The following is a 24713-nucleotide window of genomic DNA, read 5'->3' on the forward strand; positions in this document are numbered from 1 at the left end:
ACACGAAGAAGACTGTCTGAAAAAGGCAGTCTTTTTTATTTTAAAGAATTACTTTTGCATAAAATTAGTATATGGGAAGAATTTTAGCGATAGATTATGGTAAAGTGAGAACAGGAATTGCTGTAACGGATGAGTTACAGATTATAGCTTCTGGCTTAACCACAGTGTCAACACATGAATTGATTCCTTTTTTAAAAGACTATTTGTTAAAAGAAAACGTGGATTTGTTTTTGGTAGGAGAACCTAAACAGCTTGATAATACGCCTTCTGAAAGTGAAGTGTTAATCTTATCTTTTCTCCAAAAACTTCACAAAGCTTTTCCTAAAATACCTATTGAAAGGGTAGATGAACGTTTTACTTCAAAAATGGCATTTCAGACAATGATAGATAGTGGGCTTAAAAAAAAACAACGTAAAAATAAAGCTTTGATTGATGAAATTAGTGCTACGTTAATTTTACAAAGTTATTTGTACTCTAAATAGTTTTTTATTCTATCTGCAATTATACCATGTAAGTATCGTACTTTTGTGAAACTAATTTAATCCTAATAATGATTTTACCAATAGTAGCTTACGGCGATCCTGTATTAAAGAAAAAAGGTACTGAAATATCTAAAGATTATCCTAATTTAAGTGAACTGTTAGATAATATGTTTGAAACCATGTATAATGCCATGGGAGTAGGTTTAGCAGCTCCACAAATAGGTTTGCCGATTCGTTTATTTTTGGTAGATACATCGCCATTTGCCGAGGATGATAATCTTTCTGAAGAAGAAAGAAAAGCCCTTAAAGATTTTAAAAAAGTATTTATTAATGCAACTATTTTAAAGGAAGAGGGCGATAAATGGGCTTTTAATGAAGGATGCTTAAGTATACCAGATGTACGTGAAGATGTATTTAGGCAACCTAAAATAACCATTGCGTATTACGATGAAAACTTCAAGGAGCATACACAAACTTTTGAGGGCTTAATTGCTCGAGTAATTCAGCACGAATACGATCATATAGAAGGTGTTTTATTTACAGATAAGTTGTCCAGTTTTAAAAAACGCCTTATAAAGAGTAAACTTGCCAACATTTCAAAAGGCAAGATAAATGCTGAATATAGAATGCGTTTCCCTAATCAAAAAAAGAAGCGATAATGTTTTGCGTTATATTTAAAAATATGATATTTGCGCCTCTCTAAAAATAAAATAAATTATGGGCTTAGAAAAAGTTTTAGCCATATCAGGAAAACCTGGACTTTATAAATTAGTAACACAAACTAGAGGAGGCTTTGTTGCCGAATCTTTAATAGATGGTAAACGCCTATCTATAAGTTTACAAAATAACGTTAGTGTTTTAAGTGAGATTGCTATTTACACGCTTACTGAAGAAGTACCATTATATGAGGTTTTAGGTAAAATTAATGCAAAAGAAGAAGGTAAGCCTTCTAGTGTTGGCCCAAAAGATGGTAAGGATAAACTTGAAGAATATTTCTTTGATGTATTACCTGATTATGACGAAGACAGGGTATATGCTAGCGATATAAAAAAGGTAATACAATGGTATAATCTTTTACAGAAGCATGACATGCTAGGTTTACTTGATGAAGATGAAGAAACATCAAGTGACGAAGAAGAATAACACTACAACCTCCCTAAGATCGGAGGTTTTTTTATGCGCTTAATGTAAGTATTACATATTGTTTACGACATCTTACTCATAAAAGTGTAAACAATGAAGTCCATTTGGTTTTTTGAAGACACTAACCTTTTCAAAGTTTTATGTCCGCATAAATTTAAAGCTTATAAAGTCGATCATAATTTCGATGCTTATAAAAAACAAGATTATATCTATTTTGAAGAGGACTCTGCAAATAAAGTTTACCTTATTGAAAAAGGAAAGGTAAAGCTTGGGTATTATAATGAAGATGGAGAAGAGGTGGTAAAAGCCATATTAACCCGAGGCGAATTGTTTGGAGAAACTGCAATTCTAGGCGAATCCAAACGAGAGGAATTTGCCATGTCTATTGACAATTCTACAAGTATATGCCCAATAGGAGTAGAGACTATGCACAACCTTATGAGGGATAATCAAACGTTTAGTTTTAAGGTCTACAAATTCATAGGTTTTAAACTAAAGCGTTTAGAGAGAAGATTGCAACTACTTTTATTTAAAGATACTAAAACACGTCTAATGGAGTTTTTACATGAACTTTGTACTGATTATGGTTATGATTGTGAAAAAACAGGTGATAAAGTAATTCATCATCCCTATACACAAAAAGACCTCGCTTCATTGATTGGTACATCCAGACCCACTCTAAACACCCTTTTAAATGAATTAAAAGGAGAAAATATACTAGAGTTTAATAGAAAAGAAATTAGGATTTACGCACGATCAGCCTAAGTGTAAGCTAAATGTAAACACTAATACATCTTCTTTATCTTGCTTAGTTTTGTTTTCCAGAGTTCGAGCTCTTTTTTATGTTTGGTAATATTAGTATTTACTTCTTTTACAAGAGGGTTGTCATCATCAACGTTCGTAAAAAATTGTAGATTGTTTTCTAGTTGATTGATCTTACTTTTTACCTCGTCTATCTTTTTGCGAATAAAAGAAAGTTCATTATCCAAACTTCTGTTGTTATCATCATTGTTGTGTAAAGTTTCAAGCTTGGTTTCAAACTTTATCATTTCTGCTTCGGTCTTATCAATATTTAATTTAGAAAATAGTTCATCGACAACTTTATTAAACTTTCCTTCAATAAAGCGTTTGTCATTAGGTACTCTTCCAAGTGTTTTCCAAGTATTAATATGGTCTTTAATAACCGTTAAATCTTTGTCCTTATCCTTAGATAGTTTAATATTTCTGAGTGTTTCGAGAAGTTCTTGTTTTTTGTTGTAAGCTTCAATAAATTCTTTATTAGCCTCATTACGTTTGCTGTGCAACCTATCAAAATAAGCATTACATGCAGTTTTGAATTGTTTCCAAATTTTATCACTTTCCTTTCTTGGTACATGACCAATTTTTTTCCAGTCGCTCTGAATTTTTTTCATCAAAGGAGTAGTGGCATCAAAATCTTCACTGTCTTTATTGTCTTCAGCAATTTTAACAAGCTCTTTCTTCTTTTGTAGATTTTGGTATTGTTCCTTTTTCAGGTCTTTATAGAATGCATTTTTCTTTCTATTAAAACTTCTAACCGCTTCTTTAAATTTAGCCCAAGTAGCTTCATTTACTTTTATGGGGACTTTTCCAGCGTTAAAAAATTTTTCCCTTAATACCTCTATTTCCCTTATTTTCTTTTGCCAACCTCCGTGAGAGTTCGCAGGATTAGAGGTAATATCTATGATTTCAGAAATAATTTCTTCCTTTTTTTCTAGATTTTTTTCATAAACTTTATCAATTTCTTTAAAGTAGGCTTGCTTTTTATCGTTAACTACTTTTGTAGCAGCTTTAAAACGTTCCCATATGGTTTCTCGATGTTCTTTACCCACAGGTCCGAGTTCTTCTTTCCACATTTTGTGCAATTCTTGTAACTCTCTAAATGCACGCATTGGGTCATCATACTTACCTAATTCTTCAGCAAGCTCGATAATTTTGAGTTTTTTTTCTAAATTGTGTTTAAAATCTAAATCGCGTAAGTCTCTATTTAGATGTAAAAAATCATAGAATATTTCTACATGGTGATGGTAGCTGTTCCACGCATTATTATATTTATCCCTTGGGATCGGTCCTGTATTTCTCCAACGTTCTTGTAATTCTTTAAAGTGTTTGTAGGTAGTGTTGATGTTTTCTTCAACATTAATTAACCCCTTAAGTTCTTCAATAATATCAAGTTTTTTTTGAAGGTTTAGCTTTAAGTTTTGCTCAATATTTTTGTAATGATCGTTGAGTTTATTTCGGTAGTCCCTGTAAGCCGATTTGAACCGTTTTTGAACTGGGCTAGAATAATAGAAATCTATTTCGTTGCCCCCATCATTTATGAAATCTGCTTTTTTCTCATCAATAAGCGCGTTGAATTTTGAATTAAATTCATTTTTTATAGCATCAACGTGACTTCTTATAGCTTGAACTTTTTCTTTTTTAAGTAACTTTTCTAGTTCGATGGCTAAGGCTTCCAAAGACATTTTATCATACTCTTTAAACTCTATGGTATGTCGCTCTTTGTTGCCTTCATCTTCTGCATCTTCTGCATTGGATTCCTCAATTTCCTCAATACCGTCTTCTTCTTTTTCTGTGGAAGTGTTTTCGGTGCCATGTTTAACTATTTCCTCTTCAGAATTAGAATCGGTGGCATCTGTTTGTTCGCTATTAGTTTTTACTGCTTCAATAGCTTCGGCATTCTCTTTTTTTCCATCTGCTTCTTGCAGGTTATCTCGCTCAGACATTTTAACAAATGTTTAGGGTTTATACACTTTTTTTTTAAAGATACTAACAACTAAAGTATTTACAAAAAACGAGAGTGGTTTTAATCGAAAAGAATTTACCGATGCTTACATATGGGTTTTTAGCTGAAATTGTTCTTTTTAAGAAAACGAGAACCCAAATGGTAAATTTTTAATTTTTTGCCCTTAGGTTAAAAAATACAACAAGCGAAATATTGCTATGATTTACTCCAGCGGTAGCTAGTTTCAAGAAATTTTTATTTATTTAAGTTCCAGATAGTCCATGCTTTTTCTGCTTGAAGTTTAAGCATGTTAAGTCCATTAATGATTGTAGCTCCTTTTTGTTTGCCCAATCGTAAAAACTTTGTTTCTTCAGGGTTGTAAATTAAATCGAATAAAATGTGCTTTTCCGTGATGGATTCGTAGGGGATTTTTGGGCAGTCTTCTACTTTAGGAAATGTACCCACAGGAGAGCAGTTTACTATAATTTGATATCCAGAGATAACCTTGTCATCTAAATCATCGTAAGTGTATTTTACATTTTTTTTGGTTGATCTTGAAACATAATGGCAAATAATACCTTTTTCTCTTAATGTATAAATCACAGCTTTACTTGCGCCACCAGTCCCCAATATTAAAGCTTTTTTATGGTGTTTTTTTAAAAAAGGCTTTAAGGAGTTAATAAAACCATAGCAATCTGTATTGTAACCTACCAATTTGCCTTTTTTAGTAATTTTTATGGTATTTACTGCACCAATGGCTTTAGCCTTTTTGTTTAGTTTATCTAGATAGGGAATAACTTCTTCCTTGTATGGTATGGTTACATTAAAACCCTTGATGCCTTTAGTTTCACTTATAATTTTGGGAAACTTCTCAATGGTATCAATATCAAAATTCTCATAACTAACACCTGTGATATTTTCTTTTTCAAACTTGTTTTTAAAATAGTTTCGAGAAAACGAATATGATATGTTTTTACCTAAAAGTCCTAGTTTACACATGTTTTTTTTGTTTTTGTCCGTAGATTTCAAGTGCAATTACAATCATTAAACCCAGAAGTATAAAACCAATGGCAATATAAGTTTCAGTGGTTAATTCTGGTATGTAACGTTTGTAGTTTTCTATAATTTTTTCCCCTCTTGAATCTAACATTAACGCTCCATTGTCTAAATACTTATAAATGGTTTTTTTCCAAGGCCAAACAACACCTAGAGACCCAATGATGAATCCTATTATTGATGCTGTAGTTATACTTTTGTAGTGTTTTAAAATATAGCTTAGCACATGGGAGAATGTAACAAGACCTGTAACTGAACCTAGAGTAAAAACTGCTAAAACCTTTAACATTCTTATACGAGTTTCGTTATAAATAAAATCGAAGTTGCCACTAAACGTATCAGATATTGTATCGTAAAGCGCATTCACGGAATCTATTAATAGAAGCACATAATTTCCTAATAAAATTAAAATGAATGACCCCGAAAACCCTGGAAGCGTCATTCCTGATACACTAATAATGCCACAGAAAAAAACGAATAATAAATTGTCATTTTCTTTAGCGGGGTTTAAAAAACTTATGCCTAAACCAATGGCTATTCCCAGGCAAATTGATAAAATTGTTTTATTATTCCAGTCGTTAAAATCTTTGTTTATGTAGTAGATAGATCCTATAATCATTCCAAAAAACACACTCCAAACATAAAGTTCGTAATGTAAAATAAGATAGTCAAGGATTTTTGAAATGCTAAAGTAACTTATAATCATACCTAGGAAAAGTAGTCCTAGGAAGCGGCCATTAATGTAATTGAAAAAGCTCTTAAACCTTCCATTGATTAAAAGCTTAAACGCTTTACCGTTTACTTTTTTTAAAGAATATATAAACTCTTGGTAAAACCCAGCAACAAATGCTACCACACCACCAGATACACCAGGCACCTTGTTGGCAGCACCCATACCTAGTCCTTTTAATACTAGAAATAATTTATCATTGAAAGATCTAGTGTGATTCATTATTGTTTTTTACTACCAACCTTTTCAAGAATAAAAATAGTTAAAAAACCTAGAATCATTAAAATAATAGCGTATGATAGAAAATTTTCTCCTTGGTAAGAAAAAGGTGATATACTTTCTTCTAAAAACGGAACTTTTACACCATGAGAATCCGTACGGTAGGTTAGTACGTTTTTCCATGGCCAAATTTTATTTAAAGACCCAATAATAAAACCTGTAAGTACTGCTAGTGTAATATTTTGATAGCTGTTAAAAAGCCATTTTAGTAATTTTGAAAATGATAAGAGTCCAACAATAGCCCCACATCCCACTATAAAAATGGTTTTTATGTTAAAAGAGTCTACTGCCTCTAATATAGGCTTGTATGCCCCCAGTAGTACTAAAATAAATGCTCCTGAAATACCTGGTAAAATCATTGCACAAACGGCCAAAGCACCTGCTAGAAATAAAAACCAGCTAGAGTTTGGGGAACTAATAGAGGGAATAGTGGTAATATAATATGCTACAATTGCGCCAGTAATTAAACCAATGATAATTGGTGCGCTCCATTTTTTAATTTGTTTTCCAACAAAAAGTATGCTTGCCAAGACTAACCCAAAGAAAAATGACCAAATAAATATAGGATAGTGCTCCAGAATCCATTTTAAAATTTTAGCAAGAGATAATACACTTATTCCAATTCCTGTAAAGAGCGCCAATAAAAAATTTCCGTTTAACTGTGTCCAAGTGGTTTTAAAACCTTTGGTTTTTAGTGTTTTAAGTAAAGAAAAATTTATATTATTTAATGAGGTAATTATCTCCTCGTAGATTCCTGATATAAAAGCAATAGTTCCTCCAGAAACTCCTGGAACTACATCTGCAGCTCCCATGGCTACACCTTTTAAGGCAATAATTATATAATCGAATAATCGTCGTTGCATACCATGATTTTAAAAAATCAAAGGTATATAATTTGAAGGAATTTATGACTTGGAATTTATCAATGTCTTTACTTGGTCATTATCAAGTAGTTTAGGAAACAATTCATCAATAATAAAGCTAAACTCATGATTGTTCTTTAAACCATTTTTGATGTAATACATGCCTTTACTTTTTTCATGAACTGTAAAGAATAAACCTCCTAAGCGATATTGGATCTCTGCATTATCAGGATAAAACTCTAAAGCTTGCTCAAAATTAAATATGGCCGCTTGTGCTTCTCCTAGTTTTAATAATAAATCGCCTCTGGCTATCCATGTATCTAGTTCGTAGTTACCTAACTCGAGTGTTTTCTTGTAACCTCGTTCTGCTTCTTCATAGAAATTCAAACAATAATTTATTTGCGCATACAACTTCCAGTAGTTAACGTTATCTGCATCTATATTTATAGCTTTATTTATATAGTATAGTGCTTTTTGAAAGTTTTTCTTTTTCTTGTAAAATTTAGTTATAGCAATCCAACCTTTATCTAACAATGGATCTTCATGCACTGTTTTGTAAAAATATTGAAGCGCTAAATCATATTTTTTTAATTTTTCATAACAACTCCCTATTCTTAATAACGCAAATGATGTAGGATCATCCAGTTTAAGAGTAACATCATAGCTTTCAATAGCCTCATCATATTTGCCTTGTTTTTCTAATACCTTTCCACGTTCAAGATATGCTCCAATAAAGGTATCATCAGAGATTATTGCGAAATCAAAAGCAGCAAGAGCCTTTTGGTATTTTTGTAAAGTGATATATTGTTTTCCTAATTGGTGCCATGCCACTTCACAATAGGGGTTTTTATCTAAAAAGATATTTAGATAATCTATGGCTTCATCGTGTTGCTCTAAATAATCAAAGCAGTAAATAACATTGTATAGGGCAGAATAGTCATCAATATCTTGTTCAAGACATTTCATGAAATATGTTTTTGCATCATCAAAGGCATCTAAAAACAAATATTCCATACCTATTAGAGAGTATATATCTACAACATCATCTGTTAAGTCGAGAGCAAGTTTAAGCACCTCAATAGCTTTTTCATGGTTATCTTCCTTAGAGAGGATATTAGCTTTTTGTATAAAGATTTCCTCATTGTGAGGCTCTAATAGATAGAGCTCATCTAAAAGATTGTTGGCAGTCTCAAGATTATTCTCAAACACATGAATTTCAACATTAAAAAGTTTAAGGTTTATGGAGGAGGGATGCTGTTCTAACCCAAGTTTTATCGCTTTTTTAGCTAAAGCTATTTTTCCTTGGTTAAGATAGTAATGAATGATGTTTTCAAATTCTTCAGAATCAAAAAACAAAACATGGTTTGTTTTTAACATCGATTCAAACTTAGTGAGAGGCAAATTGTTGTTGTCGCTATGACTAAACTCCATAAACACGCTTGTGTGTACTGTTCAACTAAGATAAAAATAATGTTCTCTCTTATGAAATCCAGAATCTAACAATAAATGTTTTTAACAAAGTAATGAACAAATCATTATACTTTTGTAACGAAATAATCCAGAGGGTCTATGTATCAGACAATTAAATGTTTTCTTTTACAGCTATTTTATCTAGAAGTGAGCATATAATATGGCACCCTTTGGTAATTTCTTGCTCTGAAATGGTAAGAGGAGGAGTGATTCTAACAGCTTTTGGCTCAAATAACAGCCAAAAAAGTATTAAACCATGGTGTTGGCTTTCCAAAACTAAGGTATTTGCAATTTCAGGAGAGGGAAGTAGTATTGCAAGCATTAATCCTTTGCCCCTAATTTCTTTAATGAGTTTATGTTTAAGTAGTTTACGGAATAACTGTTCTTTGACTAATGTTTGCAGTATTAAATCTGTTTTTGTAATCTCTTTTAAAGTGGCTAGGGCAGATGCGGCAATAAGAGGGTGCCCTCCAAAAGTGGTAATATGTCCAAGTTTTGGATTGTCCATAAGTAAATCCATCAATTTAGCTGAAGCAGTGAAAGCTCCAATTGGTAACCCTCCACCAAGTCCTTTCCCAGTAACTAAAATGTCAGGAATACAATTATAATGTTCAAATCCAAAAAGTTTTCCAGTTCTACCTACGCCAGGTTGTATTTCGTCTAAAATTAAAAGCGTACCTGTAGTATTGCATTTTTTGCGAACCTTCTCAAGATAGTTGCCAGTAGGTTCAATAAAACCAGCCCCTCCTTGAATAGTTTCCAGTATAACACAGGCGGTTTTGGATGTAATAAGATCTAAATTATCTTCATTGTTGAATTCAATAAATCTAACATCTGGAAGTAATGGTCTAAAGGCTTGCTTACGTTCTTCAAATCCCATAACACTTAAAGCTCCCATGGTATTTCCATGGTATGCATGTTTTGCTGCAATAATTTCGCTTCTTCCTGTTACACGTTTCGCTAGCTTTAATGCCCCCTCAATGGCTTCTGTTCCCGAATTTGTAAGGTAAGTTTTTTCTAATGGGTTAGGTAAATTCTCAGCTAATAACCTTGTAAGTGCTACGGCTGGTTCTTGTATATATTCTCCATACACCATTACGTGTAAATATTTGTTTAACTGGCTTTGAATGGCGTTGTTAATCTTAGGGTGGTTGTGCCCTAGAGGACAGGCAGATACCCCAGCAACAAAATCAAGGTAGGCTTTATTATTGATGTCGTATATGTAACATCCATCTGCATGGGAGACCTCCATAGCCAAAGGATGAGGGGTAGTTTGTGCTTGGTATTTTAAGAATTCACTTTTCACTAATTATTGAGAGCTAATATTTTCCAAAGACGGGCTAAATAAATCTATACTGTTACCATTAAGAATTCCATTTACGACACATCTTATTTTTTCTCCGTCATCAGACTTTTTTGCAACTACTTCATATAATTTCCAGGTATTGGTTAAGTCAATTTTCTTTTTTTCATAGTAAGAATAATTACCCCCTCCTTTTTGAAGTCCAATACTTATTGTCCCATTGCCTTTTGCCCAAATTGAGAATTTAAAGGTTCCTGATGTTTTGTTTACCTCTTGAATCAAGTATCCATCAAGTTTATTTCTAGACGTGCCAACAATGTTAGTGGCGTATTTGTTTGATATTGGAGCAGAAACTTTTACTGGTGTAATTTTGATATTTCTTTTGGACCATTCACTATTGTTAAAACCATTGCTTTGTTTAAGAAGATTATTCTCATTACTGATGTTGCTATTAATAGAACGCTTATGTTTGGATAAGTTAATTCTGTTTTCTGTTAATGCATCAAAAAAATCATCCTCTGGAATGTAATCATCCAAACCTTTGATTACAGGTAATTGTAGAGGTGGGTCATCTTTAAATAAATCTTCTACACTATTGGGACGTTCTTCCTCTCGCCAGTCAAAACCTTTTAAAATTTTATCATTTTTAGGAAATTCTAATTCTGGATAAATATCGCCATCTACTTGGTTTATCTTTCTTACTTCTTCAATAGCGTTATCGTGGATTAATATATTAATTAAACCTGATTTTGATTTGTCTATACCTACCAATTCTCCATTTTCGTCTCTTAAGTAGTATATAGATTGTGCATTCTTTATGATATCTACATGATAAAGTTCATTGTCTTCATTAAACAAACCAACCAATTTTTTACCGTTAATTTGATTAAACCCAGCACCCAAAGTATCCTTACTTATTAAAAACGCGTGGTTAAATACAATTAGCGAGTCTAGTTTGTCTCGTTCAGTATCTGATTGTAGATGTATGGTGTCGCCAGTCATTTGATTACCTAAATTCCATAAAATTGGTTTTCTGGCAGTAGAGAATGCCGCATTGGTTCCAGGGGCATTGATATTTATCAGTTGTGTTAAACCACTTTCATGGTTTACGTGAATGGAATCTGCTTTTCCACTTAAATCAGACTTGTAAAGTTTAACATTTCTAAAAACTCTGGTAATGCGTTTCTCTGGTTTTCCTGTAACCATAAGTGTATCCCCATGAATATATAAAGAGTCTCCTTCTTGTTCAGTTATAGCATAAGCACGTTTTGTAATGTAAATTGAATCTTTTGCTTTAAATACTTCTGCATGATGTCCTTTAACAACACTGTTGTTTAATGTATCTGTGATTTTTATATTATTTGTTGCAGACGAAAAATTCCTATTCTGATCAAAATACAAGCTATCCCCAACTATTTCTTTACCATCATAATCAATTTTGGCATTTTTCATGGCATAACCTGTTTTGGCTTTGGTATCATAAAAGCCTTTTTCGCAATAAGTCACACTTTCTTCTGTAGTAATGGTAGAGGGGCCAAAGAGATAGGCGAGTCCTGTATCAGAATAAAAATCAAAATAATTTGTGACAATTTTTGCCTCAGGATTTGTAAGCACCACATCTTCAACAAAACGGTACTTCTTATCTTGCATGTAATAACGACCTATTTTACTTGTAATGGTCCCAGAGGAGTCTTTAACTACTGTTCCATAACTCCTATAGAACGCTTGTTGGCGTTCCCTGTCAAAATACAAAGTATCAGTGGTTATGGTAGAGCTTGGGTCTGTTAAAATAACATCGCCACTTGCAAATGCGAATTGGCTTTCTCCGTTGTATTCAACATATTTTGAGGTCATGTTTATAGTATCTCCCTGTATCATCTTTACATTACCATAGGCTTCGATAAAATTATCATTGCCATAATAATAAGCTTTATCACACCACATATCCGTTCCTCCGTGAAATATGTGTACTTGTTCTGAATCGTCTCTGGTTAATATCCTTGCTCCTGGATATTGGTCTTCATCATAAGTTAGAAATCCTGAGTATTTTATTTCTATTTTCTGTTGTGCTTTGATGTTTATTGTGATTAAACACAAGAATGAACATAATAAGATACTAAAAAACGTCTTCAAGATTATATAGGTTTGTGGCAAAAATAACGATTAAAATAATGTTTCTATTGTTAAAATAGTTATAAAGGTGTTCTAGTCTATCTTGCCATATTTTTTAGTAATGAAAAACTATAAAACAAAAAACGCTTCAAGTATTTGAAGCGTTTCCTGAGATTTAACTAATTTATTAAGAATTAAACTTTTGCAGATTTAACTGTTTTAATAATTCTTCCGGCAATTTTGTATGGGTCTCCGTTAGAAGCTGGTCTTCTATCTTCTAACCAACCTTTCCAACCACTTTCTACTGTAGCAACAGGGATACGGATTGAAGCACCTCTATCAGAAATTCCATAAGAGAATTCGTTGATAGATTGTGTTTCGTGCTCACCTGTTAAGCGTTGGTCGTTAAACTCTCCGTAAACTTCGATGTGCTCTTTTACCACTGGACGGAAAGCTTCACAAATAGCTTCGTAAGTTTCTTTTTTCCCTGCTGTTCTTAACGTAGTGTTAGAGAAGTTAGCGTGCATACCAGAACCATTCCAGTCCATATCTTTTCCTAATGGCTTTGGATGGTACTCAATGTAGTAACCGTACTTTTCAGTTAAACGGTCTAGTAAATATCTTGCAACCCAAATTTCGTCACCTGCTTTTTTAGCTCCTTTAGCAAACAATTGGAATTCCCACTGTCCGCAAGCAACCTCTTGGTTGATACCTTCAAAGTTTAAGCCTGCATCTATACATAAATCTGCATGCTCTTCAACTAAATCTCTTCCGTGAGTATTTTTACCTCCAACAGAACAATAGTACATACCTTGTGGTGCAGGATATCCTCCAATAGGGAATCCTAAAGGTAATTGCGTATGAGTATCCATAATAAAGTACTCTTGCTCAAAACCAAACCAGAAATCATTATCATCATCATCAATTGTGGCTCTACCGTTAGATTCGTGTGGTGTTCCATCTGCATTTAAAACCTCAGTCATTACCAGATATCCATTTCTTCTTTCTGGATCTGGATAAATAGCAACAGGTTTTAGGATACAATCTGACGCTCCACCTTCAGCCTGTCTTGTTGAAGATCCATCAAAAGACCAGTTTCCTATTTCTTCTAATGTACCTTTGAAATCTTCGTGCTCTTCTACCTTAGTCTTACTTCTTAAATTTTGAGTTGGTTTATAACCATCTAACCAAAGGTATTCTAATTTAATTTTAGCCATAATTATTGATTTATTGATGTGTATTTTTTATTAATCCGAACAAATATAATTTTTTATTAAGATACTTTGAATTATTAGGGGGGCTTTTCGTAAAAGACAATGTTATTTTTATTTATACCCCATTTTTTTATGGTTTATTTTAAAAAAAGTATAGTTTTTTATATAAATATTGAAATATTGATAACTATAAAAATTGTATTATGGAGCTGTTATGTTTAACCATATACGTTATTTTTGTATTTTCATTTTTTTGACAAACTAAACAAAATTTATAATGGCTATTTTACGATTCCATGCACTTAAAAAATCCATAAGCTATAAACCTGTTACTTTTATTGAAGAAGGTAAAAGATCTGAGTTGTTTGGCGCCAATGTGTTTAATGAAAACACCATGCGCCAATATCTTACTAAAGATGCTTTTAAAGGTGTTAGTAGTGCAATTGAAGACGGAAAAAAAATAAGTAGGACTGTTGCGGATCAAGTGGCGTCTTCCATGAAAGATTGGGCATTGTCTAAAGGGGTAACCCACTATACACACTGGTTTCAACCATTAACCGGTGCCACTGCAGAAAAGCATGATGCTTTTTTTGAAACTTTAGAGAATGGAGGTGCCATAGAAAAATTTGGAGGAAGTCAGTTAGTACAGCAAGAGCCAGACGCTTCCAGTTTTCCTAGCGGTGGTATTCGCAATACTTTTGAAGCTAGAGGATACACAGCTTGGGATCCTACCTCGCCAGCTTTTATTTATGAAACAACACTTTGTATCCCTACTATTTTTGTGGCGTATACAGGTGAGGCTTTAGATTATAAAACACCTTTGCTAAGGGCGCTTCATGCCATAGATGATGCAGCTACTAATGTGTGTAAGTATTTTGATAAAAATGTAAAAAAAGTAACTTCCTCAATGGGTTGGGAACAGGAGTATTTCTTGGTTGATAAAAACCTTGCGGCTTGCAGGCCAGATATTACTTTAACAGGTAGAACTTTGCTGGGGCATTCCTCTGCCAAAGGCCAACAGTTAGATGATCATTATTTTGGATCTATTCCTAACCGAGCATTGAATTTTATGCGAGATTTAGAAAACCAATGTATGCTTTTAGGCATACCAGCAAAAACACGACATAATGAAGTTGCACCAAATCAGTTTGAGATAGCTCCAATACACGAGGAAGCTAACTTAGCAGTAGATCACAATTCACTGCTTATGGATGTTATGGGGCGTGTGGCTTCCCGACATAATTTTAAGGTGTTATTACATGAAAAACCCTTTGCAAATATTAATGGATCAGGAAAACACAATAATTGGTCTTTATTAACAGATACAGGTATAAACCTTTTAAAACCAGGTAAAACTCCAATGAGTAACCTTCAGTTTTTAACCTTTTTTATCAATACCATTAAAGCGGTATATGAAAATGAAGAATTATTAAGAGCCTCTATTGCATCAGCAAGTAACGACCATAGATTAGGTGCCAATGAAGCGCCTCCAGCAATAATATCTGTATTTATTGGAGAACAACTTACAAAGGTATTACAGGAATTGGAGGGTGTTACCAAAGGGAAATTATCGCCTCAGGAAAAAACAGATTTAAAACTAAATGTAGTTGGTAAAATTCCAGATGTATTATTGGATAATACCGATAGGAATAGAACATCGCCATTTGCATTTACGGGAAACAAATTTGAATTTAGAGCAGTAGGTTCCAAAGAAAATTGTGGTAACCCCATGATGGTTTTAAATACCATTGTAGCTAAACAGTTAAAAGAATTTAAAAAAGAAGCAGATGTATTGATTGATAAAAAGAATCTTAAAAAAGACGAGGCTGTCTTTAATGTTTTACGAGAATACATTAGTTCATCAAAAGATATTTTATTTGAAGGTAACGGTTATGGTGCAGCTTGGGAAGCTGAAGCCAAAAAGAGAGGTTTAAGTAACAATAAAACAACCCCGGAAGCCTTAAAAGTAAAATTGCATAAAAGCACAGTAAATTTATTTGAAGAAATGGGGGTAATGAGTAAAATAGAATCAGAAGCCCGATATGAAGTGGAAATGGAAGCTTATATTAACTACATTCAAATTGAAAGTAGGGTGCTTGGGGATATTGCTCGTAATCATGTTGTACCAACGGCGGTAAAGTATCAAAATATTTTAATTGATAACGTTAAAGGTCTAAAATCCATTTTTGATAAAAATTATGTTGAATTGGCTAAAGAACAAATGAATCTTATCAAAGCCATTTCAGAGCATATTGATGGGATAAATAAAAATGTTACCACTATGATTGATGCACGTAAAAGGGCAAATACAATAGAGGATGCTACAAAGAAAGCAGAAGCATATTGTGATAATGTAAAACCATTTTTAACAGATATAAGGTACCATTGCGACAAATTGGAACTTTTGGTTGATGATGAACTATGGCCCTTAACTAAGTACAGGGAGCTGCTATTTACCCGTTAAAGTAGAATAACACAAAACAACATATTTTGATTGTTTAGATGAGCATTAAAACATTAATACTAATACTAATTAATAGCTTAATTGCATTGGTTGTTGCCGTATTATCCTTGTCTTTCTACAAACAATTTTCAAGAGTTTTAAATGATCGGATTTTACTCCAATTAAACTCTATAAAAACATTAAAGCAGATTCAACTTGAAAATTTAATTGAGTCTGAATGGAATACATTTTTAGACTCTGATTCAGGTTTTCAAAACGTAGATAGTAATTCCTTCATTTTTCCTGATACAATTAATGGTATGAATGGGGTTTATGATTTTACAGCAAATCACATACAAAAAAAAACGTCAATAGGTTTTGTGTCTAATTCTAAAGGCGCAACCAAGATTAAAATTTTAGACTACGATAAAATAAAAAAGGTATTATTAGAACGTACTGGAATGGGTAAAAGTGGTGAGTCGTATATAGTGGGAGATGATTATTACATGCGCTCACAATCCCGTTTTTTTCCCAATAAAAATCCGTACACTATTAAAGTAAAAACCAAAGGAGTACTCAAGGCACTTAAAGGAGAGGATGGTAGAGGTACTTTTGGTGATTATCGTGGTATAGATGTTTACAGTGTGTATAGTCTAATAAAAATATCCAATCTCAAGTTGGTCATTCTTTCTGAAATTGATGTTGATGAGGTGGTAGAGCCATTAGAGCAATTAAAATCAAGACTTATCTGTTTAACATTGGGTATTCTCCTAGTGGCAGTTATTCTTTCTCTTTTATTAACTAGAATAATCACAAATCCTATACGTAATATGCAGCAAAGTTTAAAGGTTATGGCTAAGGGAGACTATAGCCAAGATATTGAGTTTTCAAAAAACTCAAATGAAATAAAGGATATGTTTGATGCCTTGGCAAACTTAAAAGCATCATTAAAAGGAGCGGTAAAGTTTTCTGATGATATAGGTAAAATGAATTTGGATACAGATTATAAACCAAAAAGTTCTGATGATCTTTTAGGGAAAAGTTTAATTGCAATGCGAGATAAACTCAAAGAGTTTAGAAATAACGAAGTGCATACTAGAATAATGACTAAACGTATGTTGGTTGATGGTTTAGAAAATGAAAGGCGACGGCTTTCTAGAGAGCTACATGATGGTATAGGGCCTTATTTAACGTCATTAAAACACTATATAGAAAACAAGGTAGAGAATACTAACAGAAAAGCAGAAATGAAACGTATTGTTGATGATGCCATTTCTGAAATAAGGCTGATGTCCAATGCATTAATGCCCACTTCTATAGACGATTTTGGTATTGGAGTAGCTCTAACAAATTTTGTAGATAGCTTAAAAACATCAACTACCGTAAACATAGCATATGAGGATTTAACCAAGCAAGAACATACAAAAATAACCAACCATCAAAGTATCAATCTTTTTAGGATAAATCAAGAGTTGATTAACAATGCATTAAAGCATTCCAACGCAAAACATATCAGAATCACGCTTTCAGAGTTTGATGAGTTTATATCGCTCTTTTATTTTGATGATGGTGTAGGTTTTGATGTAAATAACGTTAAATTAGGATCTGGAATAATTAACATCAAAGAGCGCGTAGAAATTTGTAATGGTAAAATCGATATAAATTCTAGCAAAGGCAACACTACTTTTGAAATTGAACTGCCTGTAAATATATGAACAATATTAACATAGTAATAGCAGACGATCATGAGCTTTTCCGAAAAGGATTAGCCGAATTATTACGAAAACATGACGATATAAATATTGTTAAAAGCGTTGCCGATGGTAATGAGTTTATGGCGTTTATAAAAAGTAACTTGGAAGCAGATATTGCACTTTTAGATATTACTATGCCAAAAATGGATGGTTTTCAGGTGCTAAAAGAACTAAAAACTCTAAACTCCAATATAAAACCTATAATAATCTCTATGCATAGTGATGGTAACTATATTGCCAAATGTGCTAAGAGTGGTGCCTATGGTTATTTATTAAAAAATACAGATGAAGATGAATTAATACTGGCTATTCGTACAGTTAATAAAGGAAAGAAATATTTTAGTGCTAAGATTTCTGAAAAGATGATAAATTTTATGTCTGACCAGAGCATTAGCGAAAACATCTTATCTAATAAGGAAACAGAAGTATTAGGGTTAATTTCAGAAGGCCTAACCACAAAGGAGATTGCTGTAAAACTCTTTGTAAGTACTAGAACCATAGAAACGCATAGAGCCAATATCTTAAAAAAGCTAGAGGTTAAAAATACTGCAGAACTTATCAAAAAAGCAGCAAAAATCAATCTTATATAACATGTTTTAGAACTACTTATCCGTATTTATACGGATACAAAATAGTGGAATTCCCATAATTCTAAACACCTGAAACTGTGTGTAATTTTATCATGAACCATAAAATCAAAAGTCATGAAAAAAGTTGCATTAATTTTAGGGTTATTATTAGTTTCTTTTGGTGCATTTGCACAAAAAGATAAAACCATTACAAAACGAAGTGATTTAAAAGGCCCAGCTTATAAAAACTATAAACCTTGGAAATATACAACAGCTGTAACACCTGTATATACAGTTAAGAAAAAAGCACTTACCGGGCCAGCCTATAAAAATTACAAACGGTGGACAGATACTTCTAAAGTAGAATATGTTGCAATACAAGTAGGCAATAACAAAAGGCAAAAATTAACAGGACCAGCATACAAAAATTATAAACCTTGGAGAAATAGAGCTAAATAGACAATGGTTCGATAAGCATTACAGGTATCTATTGAATATTGTATAAAAGTAGATACCGTTGCTTATTTCTATTAATCAAGAAAGCATTTGGGGTTAAACCACAAATGCTTTCTTATAATTTTAATTTTGAGCTAAAATATTTATATCTTTTTGTATTAAAATATAACAAGCACTTGGTGTTTTTAAAATGTATTATGCTTAAATTGGGTAATATGATAACCTATAAACTCTGTTCTACTTAAATTGTTGTTACATATAATATATAATATGAAGAATTTCCAGATTCTGGATAGGTAATTTTTCTTTTAATTTTACATATAAGAATTATACAAATCCACCAGAGACTCCAATTTTTTGTCCAGTAATGAATGAGGCTTCATGAGACGCTAAAAAAACGGTTAATCGTGCTACATCGGTTGTTGTTCCAATAGTACCCAATGGTGTATTACTGGCAACAAATGCTTTAACATCTTTATGCATCTTATTGCCTTCTGTTTCCGTTGGTCCTGGTTGTATAGCATTTACTCTAATATGTTTATTACCTAGTTCTTGGGCTAATACATGAGTTAATACATCAACAGCACCTTTAGTGGCAGAATAAAGTGAGGTCATAGGTGTTGGTTTTACAGTTGCAATAGAACTAATGTTGATGATATCCCCACCGTTTTCATCAAAATGCTTCATTGCTTCCTGAATCAACAAAAATACGCTTAATACATTGGTATTAAAATGATTGTGAAACTCATCTTCAGTAATTGTTTCAATAGGTTCAAACTTGTAAACCCCTGCATTATTGATTAAAGTAGTAATACGTCCAAATGTTTCGTTGGAAGTTTTAAAAAGCATTTCAATTTGATCCTTTTTAGTAACATCAGCTTGTACGCTAAAAGCATTACCGCCTTGCGCTTTAATTTCTGAAACGACTTTATCTGCACCTTTTTTATCCGTGTTGTAATTAACAATAACTTTGGCACCTTCTTTCGCCATATTTTTAGCGATTTCAGCACCTATACCTTTAGATGCACCTGTGACTAAAGCGATTTTATTCTCTAATTTTTTCATGTATTCTAAAATTGACATTTAACATGTAAACAAATGTAAATGGTGCAATAATAGAAACGATTGCTATATGGCAAGAAATTGCTTTTTAGCCCTAATTCTACTCAAGGTATATTCTGTAATACCAAGATGTAATGCGATATGTTTTTGCGAGATGCTTTGCGACAATGTGGGATATCTTTTAATAAATTTAGAATACTTAGTTAAAGCATCATCTACTAGCATTTCATTTTTTATTGTAAATTTTTCTAGTAAGGCTTTTTGCTTTAATTCGTTTATGATTTTTGAAAAATTAGAAACTTTGTGTTCTAATAAGTTGTAAGCAGATCGCGACATTGTATATACCTTGCTATCATTTAAAGCCACTATACTTTCAGAGGATGGTGTGTTGTAAAAAAAGCTATTTAAATCTATAAGAAAATGACCTTGGGTCACAAAATACTTAATATACTCGTCACCACTATCTTTATAGCTCAAAACTTTAAAAATACCGTGTTCTACAAAGCCTAGTTTGTTACATATTTTGCCTATTTCGTTATAACAATCCTTTTTTGAAACCAAATCTATACTAAGGTGTTCTTGTATAAGAAGCTCTTCTTCTCTCGATATTGGTAATATGGAATTAAATAATGCTATTAAATTGTTCATTTCTATAGGTAGAATTGTGAGTTGCGGGATTAAAGTTACTTTTATTTTTTTACAAGTAATTAGCCTTAGCTATCCATTTCTATGATTGTGTACAGTTATTTTATCAGTTCAAGTATCTCGTGATAAATTCCATTTCCAAATTCAGGCTTTATTCTCATTTTTATTGAATCATTTTCAATTATATAATTTTGGTCTCTTGCTGTACAACCTCCAAATTTAAGAGCTATTTTTTCCTCTCTATGCAATTCTGCCAATCTTATTAAAATATTTCTCAAAGAATCCTTCTGTATGCTATTCAGTTTTTTTGAGAGATTTTTAAATTCACTTTTTGCATCTAATCGATCGTCATTAACTCCTATAATCATTTGGTCAGTGTAACTTCCAGCAACACTTCCACCAACGATGTCTATCTTTATCATATATTCATTCGAGTCAACAATTGCATTTATATTTTCTAAAGTAGGTTTAACTATTTTTTTACAAGAAAAAAGAATTAAAATTGAAATAAATACTAAAATTATTTTTCTCATAGATGTTTTTCTAATTACGCACAACGAGCTACAGTCATGCATAGTAGCGTTGTTAATCCACTAATTTAGTAAAGATTCCCAAACCAGAGGGAAATCGGTAGGATTTCTCGATATGCACTGACTCAGCAATTATTTATAACCGATACGACTGTAGTACAATAGCTTGTTAAATATGAAGAAATTTTCGGTTAGCTATTACTGAGAAGTTTATGCACTTACGTAATAGTTACCGTTGTTGTACACAGTTTTTTTGATTTGATATTATGCTATTCCCAAAACAGATGATAAAGCCGTTGCTAATCCTAAAAAACTTAAAAATCCACAGATATCTGTTACAGTTGTCAATATAATGGAAGATGACGTTGCTGGGTCTTGTCCAATTGCTTTCAAGCCAATTGGAATAATAGCACCAGAAAATCCAGCAATAACCATAGATAATATCATTGATATTCCAATAACCACTGCTATACCTAGCGAATTTGCCCAAAAAAACACAACAATTCCCGTAGTTATTGCAACAGCAACACCATTTATAAAACCCACAGCAAGTTCTTTTTTATCAACACGCCACCATTGTCCAATCCTTATTTCCCTCAAAGCTAAACCTCTAATAGAAACAGCCAAAGCTTGCGAACCTGTATTGCCAGATTGCCCTGCTACAACAGGAAGGAATACTGCCAAAATTGTGATTTGGGCTATAGTGTCTTCAAATAACCCAACAACCATTGAAGCTAGGAATGCAGTAACCAAGTTTATTTGTAACCACGGTAAACGTTTGCGTACAGCAAATGATGTTCTAGATAATGCGTGCTCTTCTTTACCAGCACCAAACATAGTTTGTAAATCGCCACTTATTTCCTCACGGGATGCTGAAAGGATGGTATCATTTCTTATGATTCCTAGTAGATGATTTTGAACATCAACCACAGGAATTTGCAAGAGCGAATGTGATTCGATGGCTTCAATTACTTCTTGTCTTGATGCCATTGCTTGAACGCTATGGGAAAGATACATTAACTCATCGAGCTCTTGTTCAGGTTGAGAAACAGCAATGTAATTTACAGGAACTCTACCGATAAGTTTTTCTTCTTCGTCTATAATGTAAATAGTGAGAATGCGTTTGTCATTCAACTTACGAAGTTTTACCAGTGCATTTTCTACCGTTTCGTCTTTTGAACAACTTAGAAAATTGCTTTCCATAAGGAAGCCAGCAGTATTCTCATTATAATTTAAAAATTCTTTGATTTCACGCGCAGTAAGCTTTGGAAGTAATTCCAATCTTTTATACACAGAATCACGGTCAAGTCTAGCAAAAATACGTGAAGCTTTGTGTGTATCGACCTTATTAAAGATTTTCTTGAACAATTCATCAGTCATTATCGGGAAAATATCTACGATGACGTGATTTGAGAATTTAAAAAATACGTTTTGAGCAATATCAACTGTTGAATTATCTAGAAAAACTAAAATCTCGTCAATTGTATTTTTTTCGAGTTCGAAAGCAATTTCTTTAGGGGATTTTTTTGAAAAGTCATTATTTAACATAACTATAGAGATTCTTTATTGGTATTCGAAATTTGCTCTGGTTTGTCGGTAAGCGGATTTATTTTCCTTACAGTTTTTAAAATGAAAATGTTGTTAGGCATTGTTATCTCATCATCAGTATCATTCAGTTTAATTTTTGTAAAAAATAGACCGATGTTCAAGACTTTGCCTCGTATCTCATAATCTTTAGTTTCCATTATAGATATGGAATCTCCAATTTTCACAGAATGACCAAAGAATATGATAATACTTGAAGTTATGTTTGATAAAAGCGACCACTGAGCAAAGAAGGCCACACCAACAATTGTTAATACTGACCCTACAAAAACGGCTATCTCCGATTGATTTACTCCCCAAATAATTAATAATAGTGTTATACAAATTAAAAAAATCATCAAATTGATAGCTCTTCTTATAAGTTTGCTTCTTGTTTTTTGAATCACTTTATCGATTATGGTTTTATTTATAAGCTGGTTTATTAAAACCCTAACAACGATAAATAGGATAATAACAACTAGAGATTCAATTATTTTGGTGTAATAAACTTCCATAGATTCTTGATTGGTAAGTAGGGTTAAATTATAATATAAATTTGCTTTTATCTAATAAATTATCAATTAATTCTGTAATGTGTCAAAATTGTGTATGGCGGTTTCAGCTATGATTTCGTTGGAGAATTATCCATAGGATTATTTTAACGAAATCCAGCTGTTTGATTTATACTTTTACTTTGGCGTAACACAAAACCACAATGAATTATAGCCATCTTTGTTATCATACCTTTTTATTTATTCAGTTTATTATTGTTCAAAAAGGCCATTTCAAATTCGAGCACATTCTTTTTTCTTTTTTTTAGAAATGCTATAGTTCCAATCAAAGATTGGTCTTTAAAGAAATACTCCAAATTTTTAATTGAATTACCGTTTCTATCTGTGATGTTTCTTGTGTCAAGAGTGTTTCTTATTCTAACAGTCAGGTTTTGGCTATTAACATACTTTAAAATAAGTTCCCTATAAGAGTCCGTTTTATTAATAAACTCATTTCCTTTTATACTGTATTCTCCATAATTGAAAAACAAATTGTTGACTTCTTGAAAATCGGTAAGAGCATTTTGGTTTTCGTGAATATTACCAATTTTAGAATTTTCGATAAGTTGGTCAGTTATATTGTCTAAATAGGAGATATACTCTTTTGTCAGATTATCGTATTCAAGAAAATCCGAATTTAGAGTATCTTTTTGGGGTAGACTGTTTATTAGTTCTCGAATTTCTTTTTCAATGTGAAATGATGAATCAACAAATTCATTTATTAGAATTGAGTACATTCCATAACCTGATTCAAATTTTAATTCAGGTTTTGGATCTGTTTTACAAGAGTAAACAATTAAGAATAATAGTAGGACTTTGATGTATTTCATCGGTTTGTATATGAAAAGTTGCGTAGTTTGTACGCAAGGATTTTCCGAAAGGAAAAATCGGAAGCTAACAAACGAGCAACTAACTTTGTTTAAACTAAAAGTAGCAATTTTTTATATACATTTTATTTTGGCAACTGGCTTTTATTCATTCAAATATCTGTTTGGGATATTTTTTGCTCGGTAGTTAATTCCGTATTCGTGCTTTAGCAATTTAGTTACCGTGTCTGAAATAGTTTTTTCGTCTCTGTGCATTTGCGGTAAAAGTCCAAACATAGCATAGCTGATTGCATTTACAGATGGAATAAAGGTTTCCCAAGGTAAGTTTTCTCCCCAAATTATTCCCTTTGCCGTATAACTCAAATCAGCACCTTTAGATAATAAAAAATCCATCATTTCTGCTGAACTATTATTGTTTTGGTTTACTGTATGAAAAATAGGGGTTTGCCCCCCAAATCCATTAGTGTCAATTCCAGATTTACGATTGACATCTATTCCGTTTTTAACTAAAATTTTAGCGCATTCAAGGTGGTTGAATTCCGCGCAAACGTGTAGTAATGAAGCTTTTTTTAAAGGTGTGTAGGCAGAGTTCAAGTTTATTTCCTTGTCGGTTTCATTTGGTTTGTTTTCGAGTTGTCTTTCCAAATTCTGCGCATTGTCAGACAAAACAGCCAACAAGGTTTTGTCCTCAAATTCAAGTCCGTAATCAATAAATGCCTTTACGCAGTCCTTAAATCTTGCACTTCTCGTGTACATACTTATCAATAACTCAAAAAGAGGTTTCCCATCATACTCCAAATTAGGGTTCAGTCCGTTTTCGAAGCAATCTTTAATTCCTTGAACTGAATGAAGTTCAATTTGATGCGATATTTTTTTCTTTAAGTCCATTTTTCAGCT

23 protein-coding genes are annotated in these 24713 nt (G+C 32.5%); 8 read left to right on the forward strand and 15 right to left on the reverse strand.

Annotated features, from left to right (window positions below):
• Positions 1–71: 71 nt before the first annotated feature.
• The 4 genes from ruvX to JS605_RS16450 all read left to right on the forward strand — a co-directional run bounded on the left by ruvX (position 72) and on the right by JS605_RS16450 (position 2390).
• Positions 72–482 carry a Holliday junction resolvase RuvX gene (gene ruvX / locus JS605_RS16435; protein WP_203258818.1) on the forward strand — a complete coding sequence of 137 codons (411 nt, stop codon included), beginning with the start codon at positions 72–74 and terminating at the stop codon, positions 480–482.
• Between the two features lie 68 nt (positions 483–550).
• A complete protein-coding gene (gene def / locus JS605_RS16440) occupies positions 551–1141 on the forward strand; it encodes a peptide deformylase (RefSeq protein WP_203258819.1) in 591 nt (196 codons plus the stop codon).
• 58 nt (positions 1142–1199) lie between these two features.
• Positions 1200–1625, forward strand: a complete 426-nt coding sequence (locus tag JS605_RS16445; RefSeq protein ID WP_203258820.1) for a DUF5606 family protein — start codon at positions 1200–1202, stop codon at positions 1623–1625.
• A 93-nt stretch (positions 1626–1718) separates the two neighbouring features.
• Positions 1719–2390, forward strand: a complete 672-nt coding sequence (locus tag JS605_RS16450) for a Crp/Fnr family transcriptional regulator (protein WP_203258821.1) — start codon at positions 1719–1721, stop codon at positions 2388–2390.
• A 20-nt stretch (positions 2391–2410) separates the two neighbouring features.
• On the opposite strand, the gene JS605_RS16455 is transcribed toward JS605_RS16450, so the two are convergent.
• From JS605_RS16455 to JS605_RS16490, 8 genes are all read right to left on the reverse strand, one after another.
• Entirely contained in the window at positions 2411–4369 is a 1959-nt protein-coding gene (locus JS605_RS16455) for a DUF349 domain-containing protein (RefSeq protein ID WP_203258822.1), read from the reverse strand.
• 254 nt (positions 4370–4623) lie between these two features.
• Entirely contained in the window at positions 4624–5367 is a 744-nt protein-coding gene (locus JS605_RS16460) for a shikimate dehydrogenase family protein (RefSeq protein WP_203258823.1), read from the reverse strand.
• Positions 5360–6376: a DUF368 domain-containing protein gene (locus JS605_RS16465; protein ID WP_203258824.1), complete on the reverse strand. Its 1017-nt coding sequence runs from the start codon at positions 6374–6376 to the stop codon at positions 5360–5362. Before JS605_RS16465 ends, JS605_RS16460 begins: the two co-directional genes overlap by 8 nt.
• A complete protein-coding gene (locus tag JS605_RS16470; RefSeq protein ID WP_203258825.1) occupies positions 6376–7296 on the reverse strand; it encodes a DUF368 domain-containing protein in 921 nt (306 codons plus the stop codon). The genes JS605_RS16465 and JS605_RS16470 overlap by 1 nt, the downstream gene beginning before the upstream one ends.
• Before the next feature lie 42 nt (positions 7297–7338).
• Positions 7339–8727, reverse strand: coding sequence for a tetratricopeptide repeat protein (locus JS605_RS16475; RefSeq protein WP_203258826.1), 1389 nt, complete (start codon positions 8725–8727; stop codon positions 7339–7341).
• Positions 8728–8878: 151 nt separating this feature from the next.
• A complete protein-coding gene (locus tag JS605_RS16480) occupies positions 8879–10072 on the reverse strand; it encodes an aspartate aminotransferase family protein (RefSeq protein ID WP_203258827.1) in 1194 nt (397 codons plus the stop codon).
• A gap of 3 nt (positions 10073–10075) precedes the next feature.
• The gene (locus tag JS605_RS16485) at positions 10076–12202 is read right to left on the reverse strand and encodes an OstA-like protein (RefSeq protein ID WP_239000384.1); all 2127 of its coding nucleotides are present in this window, start codon (positions 12200–12202) and stop codon (positions 10076–10078) included.
• Between the two features lie 173 nt (positions 12203–12375).
• Positions 12376–13398, reverse strand: a complete 1023-nt coding sequence (locus JS605_RS16490; RefSeq protein ID WP_203258828.1) for a glutamine synthetase beta-grasp domain-containing protein — start codon at positions 13396–13398, stop codon at positions 12376–12378.
• Positions 13399–13672: 274 nt separating this feature from the next.
• Between JS605_RS16490 and JS605_RS16495 the strand changes: the two genes are divergently transcribed.
• The 4 genes from JS605_RS16495 (at position 13673) to JS605_RS16510 (ending at position 18620) form a co-directional block, all read left to right on the forward strand.
• The gene (locus JS605_RS16495) at positions 13673–15859 is read left to right on the forward strand and encodes a glutamine synthetase III family protein (RefSeq protein WP_203258829.1); all 2187 of its coding nucleotides are present in this window, start codon (positions 13673–13675) and stop codon (positions 15857–15859) included.
• 38 nt (positions 15860–15897) lie between these two features.
• Entirely contained in the window at positions 15898–17553 is a 1656-nt protein-coding gene (locus JS605_RS16500; protein ID WP_203258830.1) for a sensor histidine kinase, read from the forward strand.
• The gene (locus tag JS605_RS16505) at positions 17550–18182 is read left to right on the forward strand and encodes a response regulator (protein ID WP_203258831.1); all 633 of its coding nucleotides are present in this window, start codon (positions 17550–17552) and stop codon (positions 18180–18182) included. The genes JS605_RS16500 and JS605_RS16505 overlap by 4 nt, the downstream gene beginning before the upstream one ends.
• A 114-nt stretch (positions 18183–18296) precedes the next feature.
• Positions 18297–18620 carry a hypothetical protein gene (locus tag JS605_RS16510; RefSeq protein WP_203258832.1) on the forward strand — a complete coding sequence of 108 codons (324 nt, stop codon included), beginning with the start codon at positions 18297–18299 and terminating at the stop codon, positions 18618–18620.
• Between the two features lie 324 nt (positions 18621–18944).
• Here the strand turns inward: JS605_RS16510 and JS605_RS16515 are convergent, their stop codons facing one another.
• From JS605_RS16515 to JS605_RS16545, 7 genes are all read right to left on the reverse strand, one after another.
• Entirely contained in the window at positions 18945–19682 is a 738-nt protein-coding gene (locus tag JS605_RS16515) for an SDR family NAD(P)-dependent oxidoreductase (RefSeq protein WP_203258833.1), read from the reverse strand.
• 63 nt (positions 19683–19745) lie between these two features.
• Positions 19746–20327 (reverse strand): Crp/Fnr family transcriptional regulator, encoded by a 582-nt coding sequence (locus tag JS605_RS16520; protein ID WP_203258834.1) that lies wholly within the window; start codon positions 20325–20327, stop codon positions 19746–19748.
• 95 nt (positions 20328–20422) lie between these two features.
• The gene (locus JS605_RS16525) at positions 20423–20857 is read right to left on the reverse strand and encodes a hypothetical protein (protein ID WP_203258835.1); all 435 of its coding nucleotides are present in this window, start codon (positions 20855–20857) and stop codon (positions 20423–20425) included.
• Between the two features lie 261 nt (positions 20858–21118).
• The gene (mgtE, locus tag JS605_RS16530; RefSeq protein WP_203258836.1) at positions 21119–22402 is read right to left on the reverse strand and encodes a magnesium transporter; all 1284 of its coding nucleotides are present in this window, start codon (positions 22400–22402) and stop codon (positions 21119–21121) included.
• A 2-nt stretch (positions 22403–22404) separates the two neighbouring features.
• Positions 22405–22953, reverse strand: a complete 549-nt coding sequence (locus JS605_RS16535; protein WP_203258837.1) for a mechanosensitive ion channel family protein — start codon at positions 22951–22953, stop codon at positions 22405–22407.
• Positions 22954–23186: 233 nt separating this feature from the next.
• A complete protein-coding gene (locus tag JS605_RS16540) occupies positions 23187–23819 on the reverse strand; it encodes a hypothetical protein (RefSeq protein ID WP_203258838.1) in 633 nt (210 codons plus the stop codon).
• 141 nt (positions 23820–23960) lie between these two features.
• Positions 23961–24704 carry an ankyrin repeat domain-containing protein gene (locus JS605_RS16545; protein WP_203258839.1) on the reverse strand — a complete coding sequence of 248 codons (744 nt, stop codon included), beginning with the start codon at positions 24702–24704 and terminating at the stop codon, positions 23961–23963.
• Between the last annotated feature and the right edge of the window lie 9 nt (positions 24705–24713).

The organism is Hyunsoonleella ulvae (assembly GCF_016827605.1).
Taxonomy (GTDB): Bacteria; Bacteroidota; Bacteroidia; order Flavobacteriales; family Flavobacteriaceae; genus Jejuia; species Jejuia ulvae.

Coding starts and splice junctions, on each gene's coding strand:
- ruvX (WP_203258818.1), top strand. CDS start 72: ATGGGAAGAATTTTAGCGATAGATTATGGTAAAGTGAGAACAGGAATT.
- def (WP_203258819.1), top strand. CDS start 551: ATGATTTTACCAATAGTAGCTTACGGCGATCCTGTATTAAAGAAAAAA.
- JS605_RS16445 (WP_203258820.1), top strand. CDS start 1,200: ATGGGCTTAGAAAAAGTTTTAGCCATATCAGGAAAACCTGGACTTTAT.
- JS605_RS16450 (WP_203258821.1), top strand. CDS start 1,719: ATGAAGTCCATTTGGTTTTTTGAAGACACTAACCTTTTCAAAGTTTTA.
- JS605_RS16455 (WP_203258822.1), bottom strand. CDS start 4,369: ATGTCTGAGCGAGATAACCTGCAAGAAGCAGATGGAAAAAAAGAGAAT.
- JS605_RS16460 (WP_203258823.1), bottom strand. CDS start 5,367: ATGTGTAAACTAGGACTTTTAGGTAAAAACATATCATATTCGTTTTCT.
- JS605_RS16465 (WP_203258824.1), bottom strand. CDS start 6,376: ATGAATCACACTAGATCTTTCAATGATAAATTATTTCTAGTATTAAAA.
- JS605_RS16470 (WP_203258825.1), bottom strand. CDS start 7,296: ATGCAACGACGATTATTCGATTATATAATTATTGCCTTAAAAGGTGTA.
- JS605_RS16475 (WP_203258826.1), bottom strand. CDS start 8,727: ATGGAGTTTAGTCATAGCGACAACAACAATTTGCCTCTCACTAAGTTT.
- JS605_RS16490 (WP_203258828.1), bottom strand. CDS start 13,398: ATGGCTAAAATTAAATTAGAATACCTTTGGTTAGATGGTTATAAACCA.
- JS605_RS16495 (WP_203258829.1), top strand. CDS start 13,673: ATGGCTATTTTACGATTCCATGCACTTAAAAAATCCATAAGCTATAAA.
- JS605_RS16500 (WP_203258830.1), top strand. CDS start 15,898: ATGAGCATTAAAACATTAATACTAATACTAATTAATAGCTTAATTGCA.
- JS605_RS16505 (WP_203258831.1), top strand. CDS start 17,550: ATGAACAATATTAACATAGTAATAGCAGACGATCATGAGCTTTTCCGA.
- JS605_RS16510 (WP_203258832.1), top strand. CDS start 18,297: ATGAAAAAAGTTGCATTAATTTTAGGGTTATTATTAGTTTCTTTTGGT.
- JS605_RS16515 (WP_203258833.1), bottom strand. CDS start 19,682: ATGAAAAAATTAGAGAATAAAATCGCTTTAGTCACAGGTGCATCTAAA.
- JS605_RS16520 (WP_203258834.1), bottom strand. CDS start 20,327: ATGAACAATTTAATAGCATTATTTAATTCCATATTACCAATATCGAGA.
- JS605_RS16525 (WP_203258835.1), bottom strand. CDS start 20,857: ATGAGAAAAATAATTTTAGTATTTATTTCAATTTTAATTCTTTTTTCT.
- mgtE (WP_203258836.1), bottom strand. CDS start 22,402: ATGTTAAATAATGACTTTTCAAAAAAATCCCCTAAAGAAATTGCTTTC.
- JS605_RS16535 (WP_203258837.1), bottom strand. CDS start 22,953: ATGGAAGTTTATTACACCAAAATAATTGAATCTCTAGTTGTTATTATC.
- JS605_RS16540 (WP_203258838.1), bottom strand. CDS start 23,819: ATGAAATACATCAAAGTCCTACTATTATTCTTAATTGTTTACTCTTGT.
- JS605_RS16545 (WP_203258839.1), bottom strand. CDS start 24,704: ATGGACTTAAAGAAAAAAATATCGCATCAAATTGAACTTCATTCAGTT.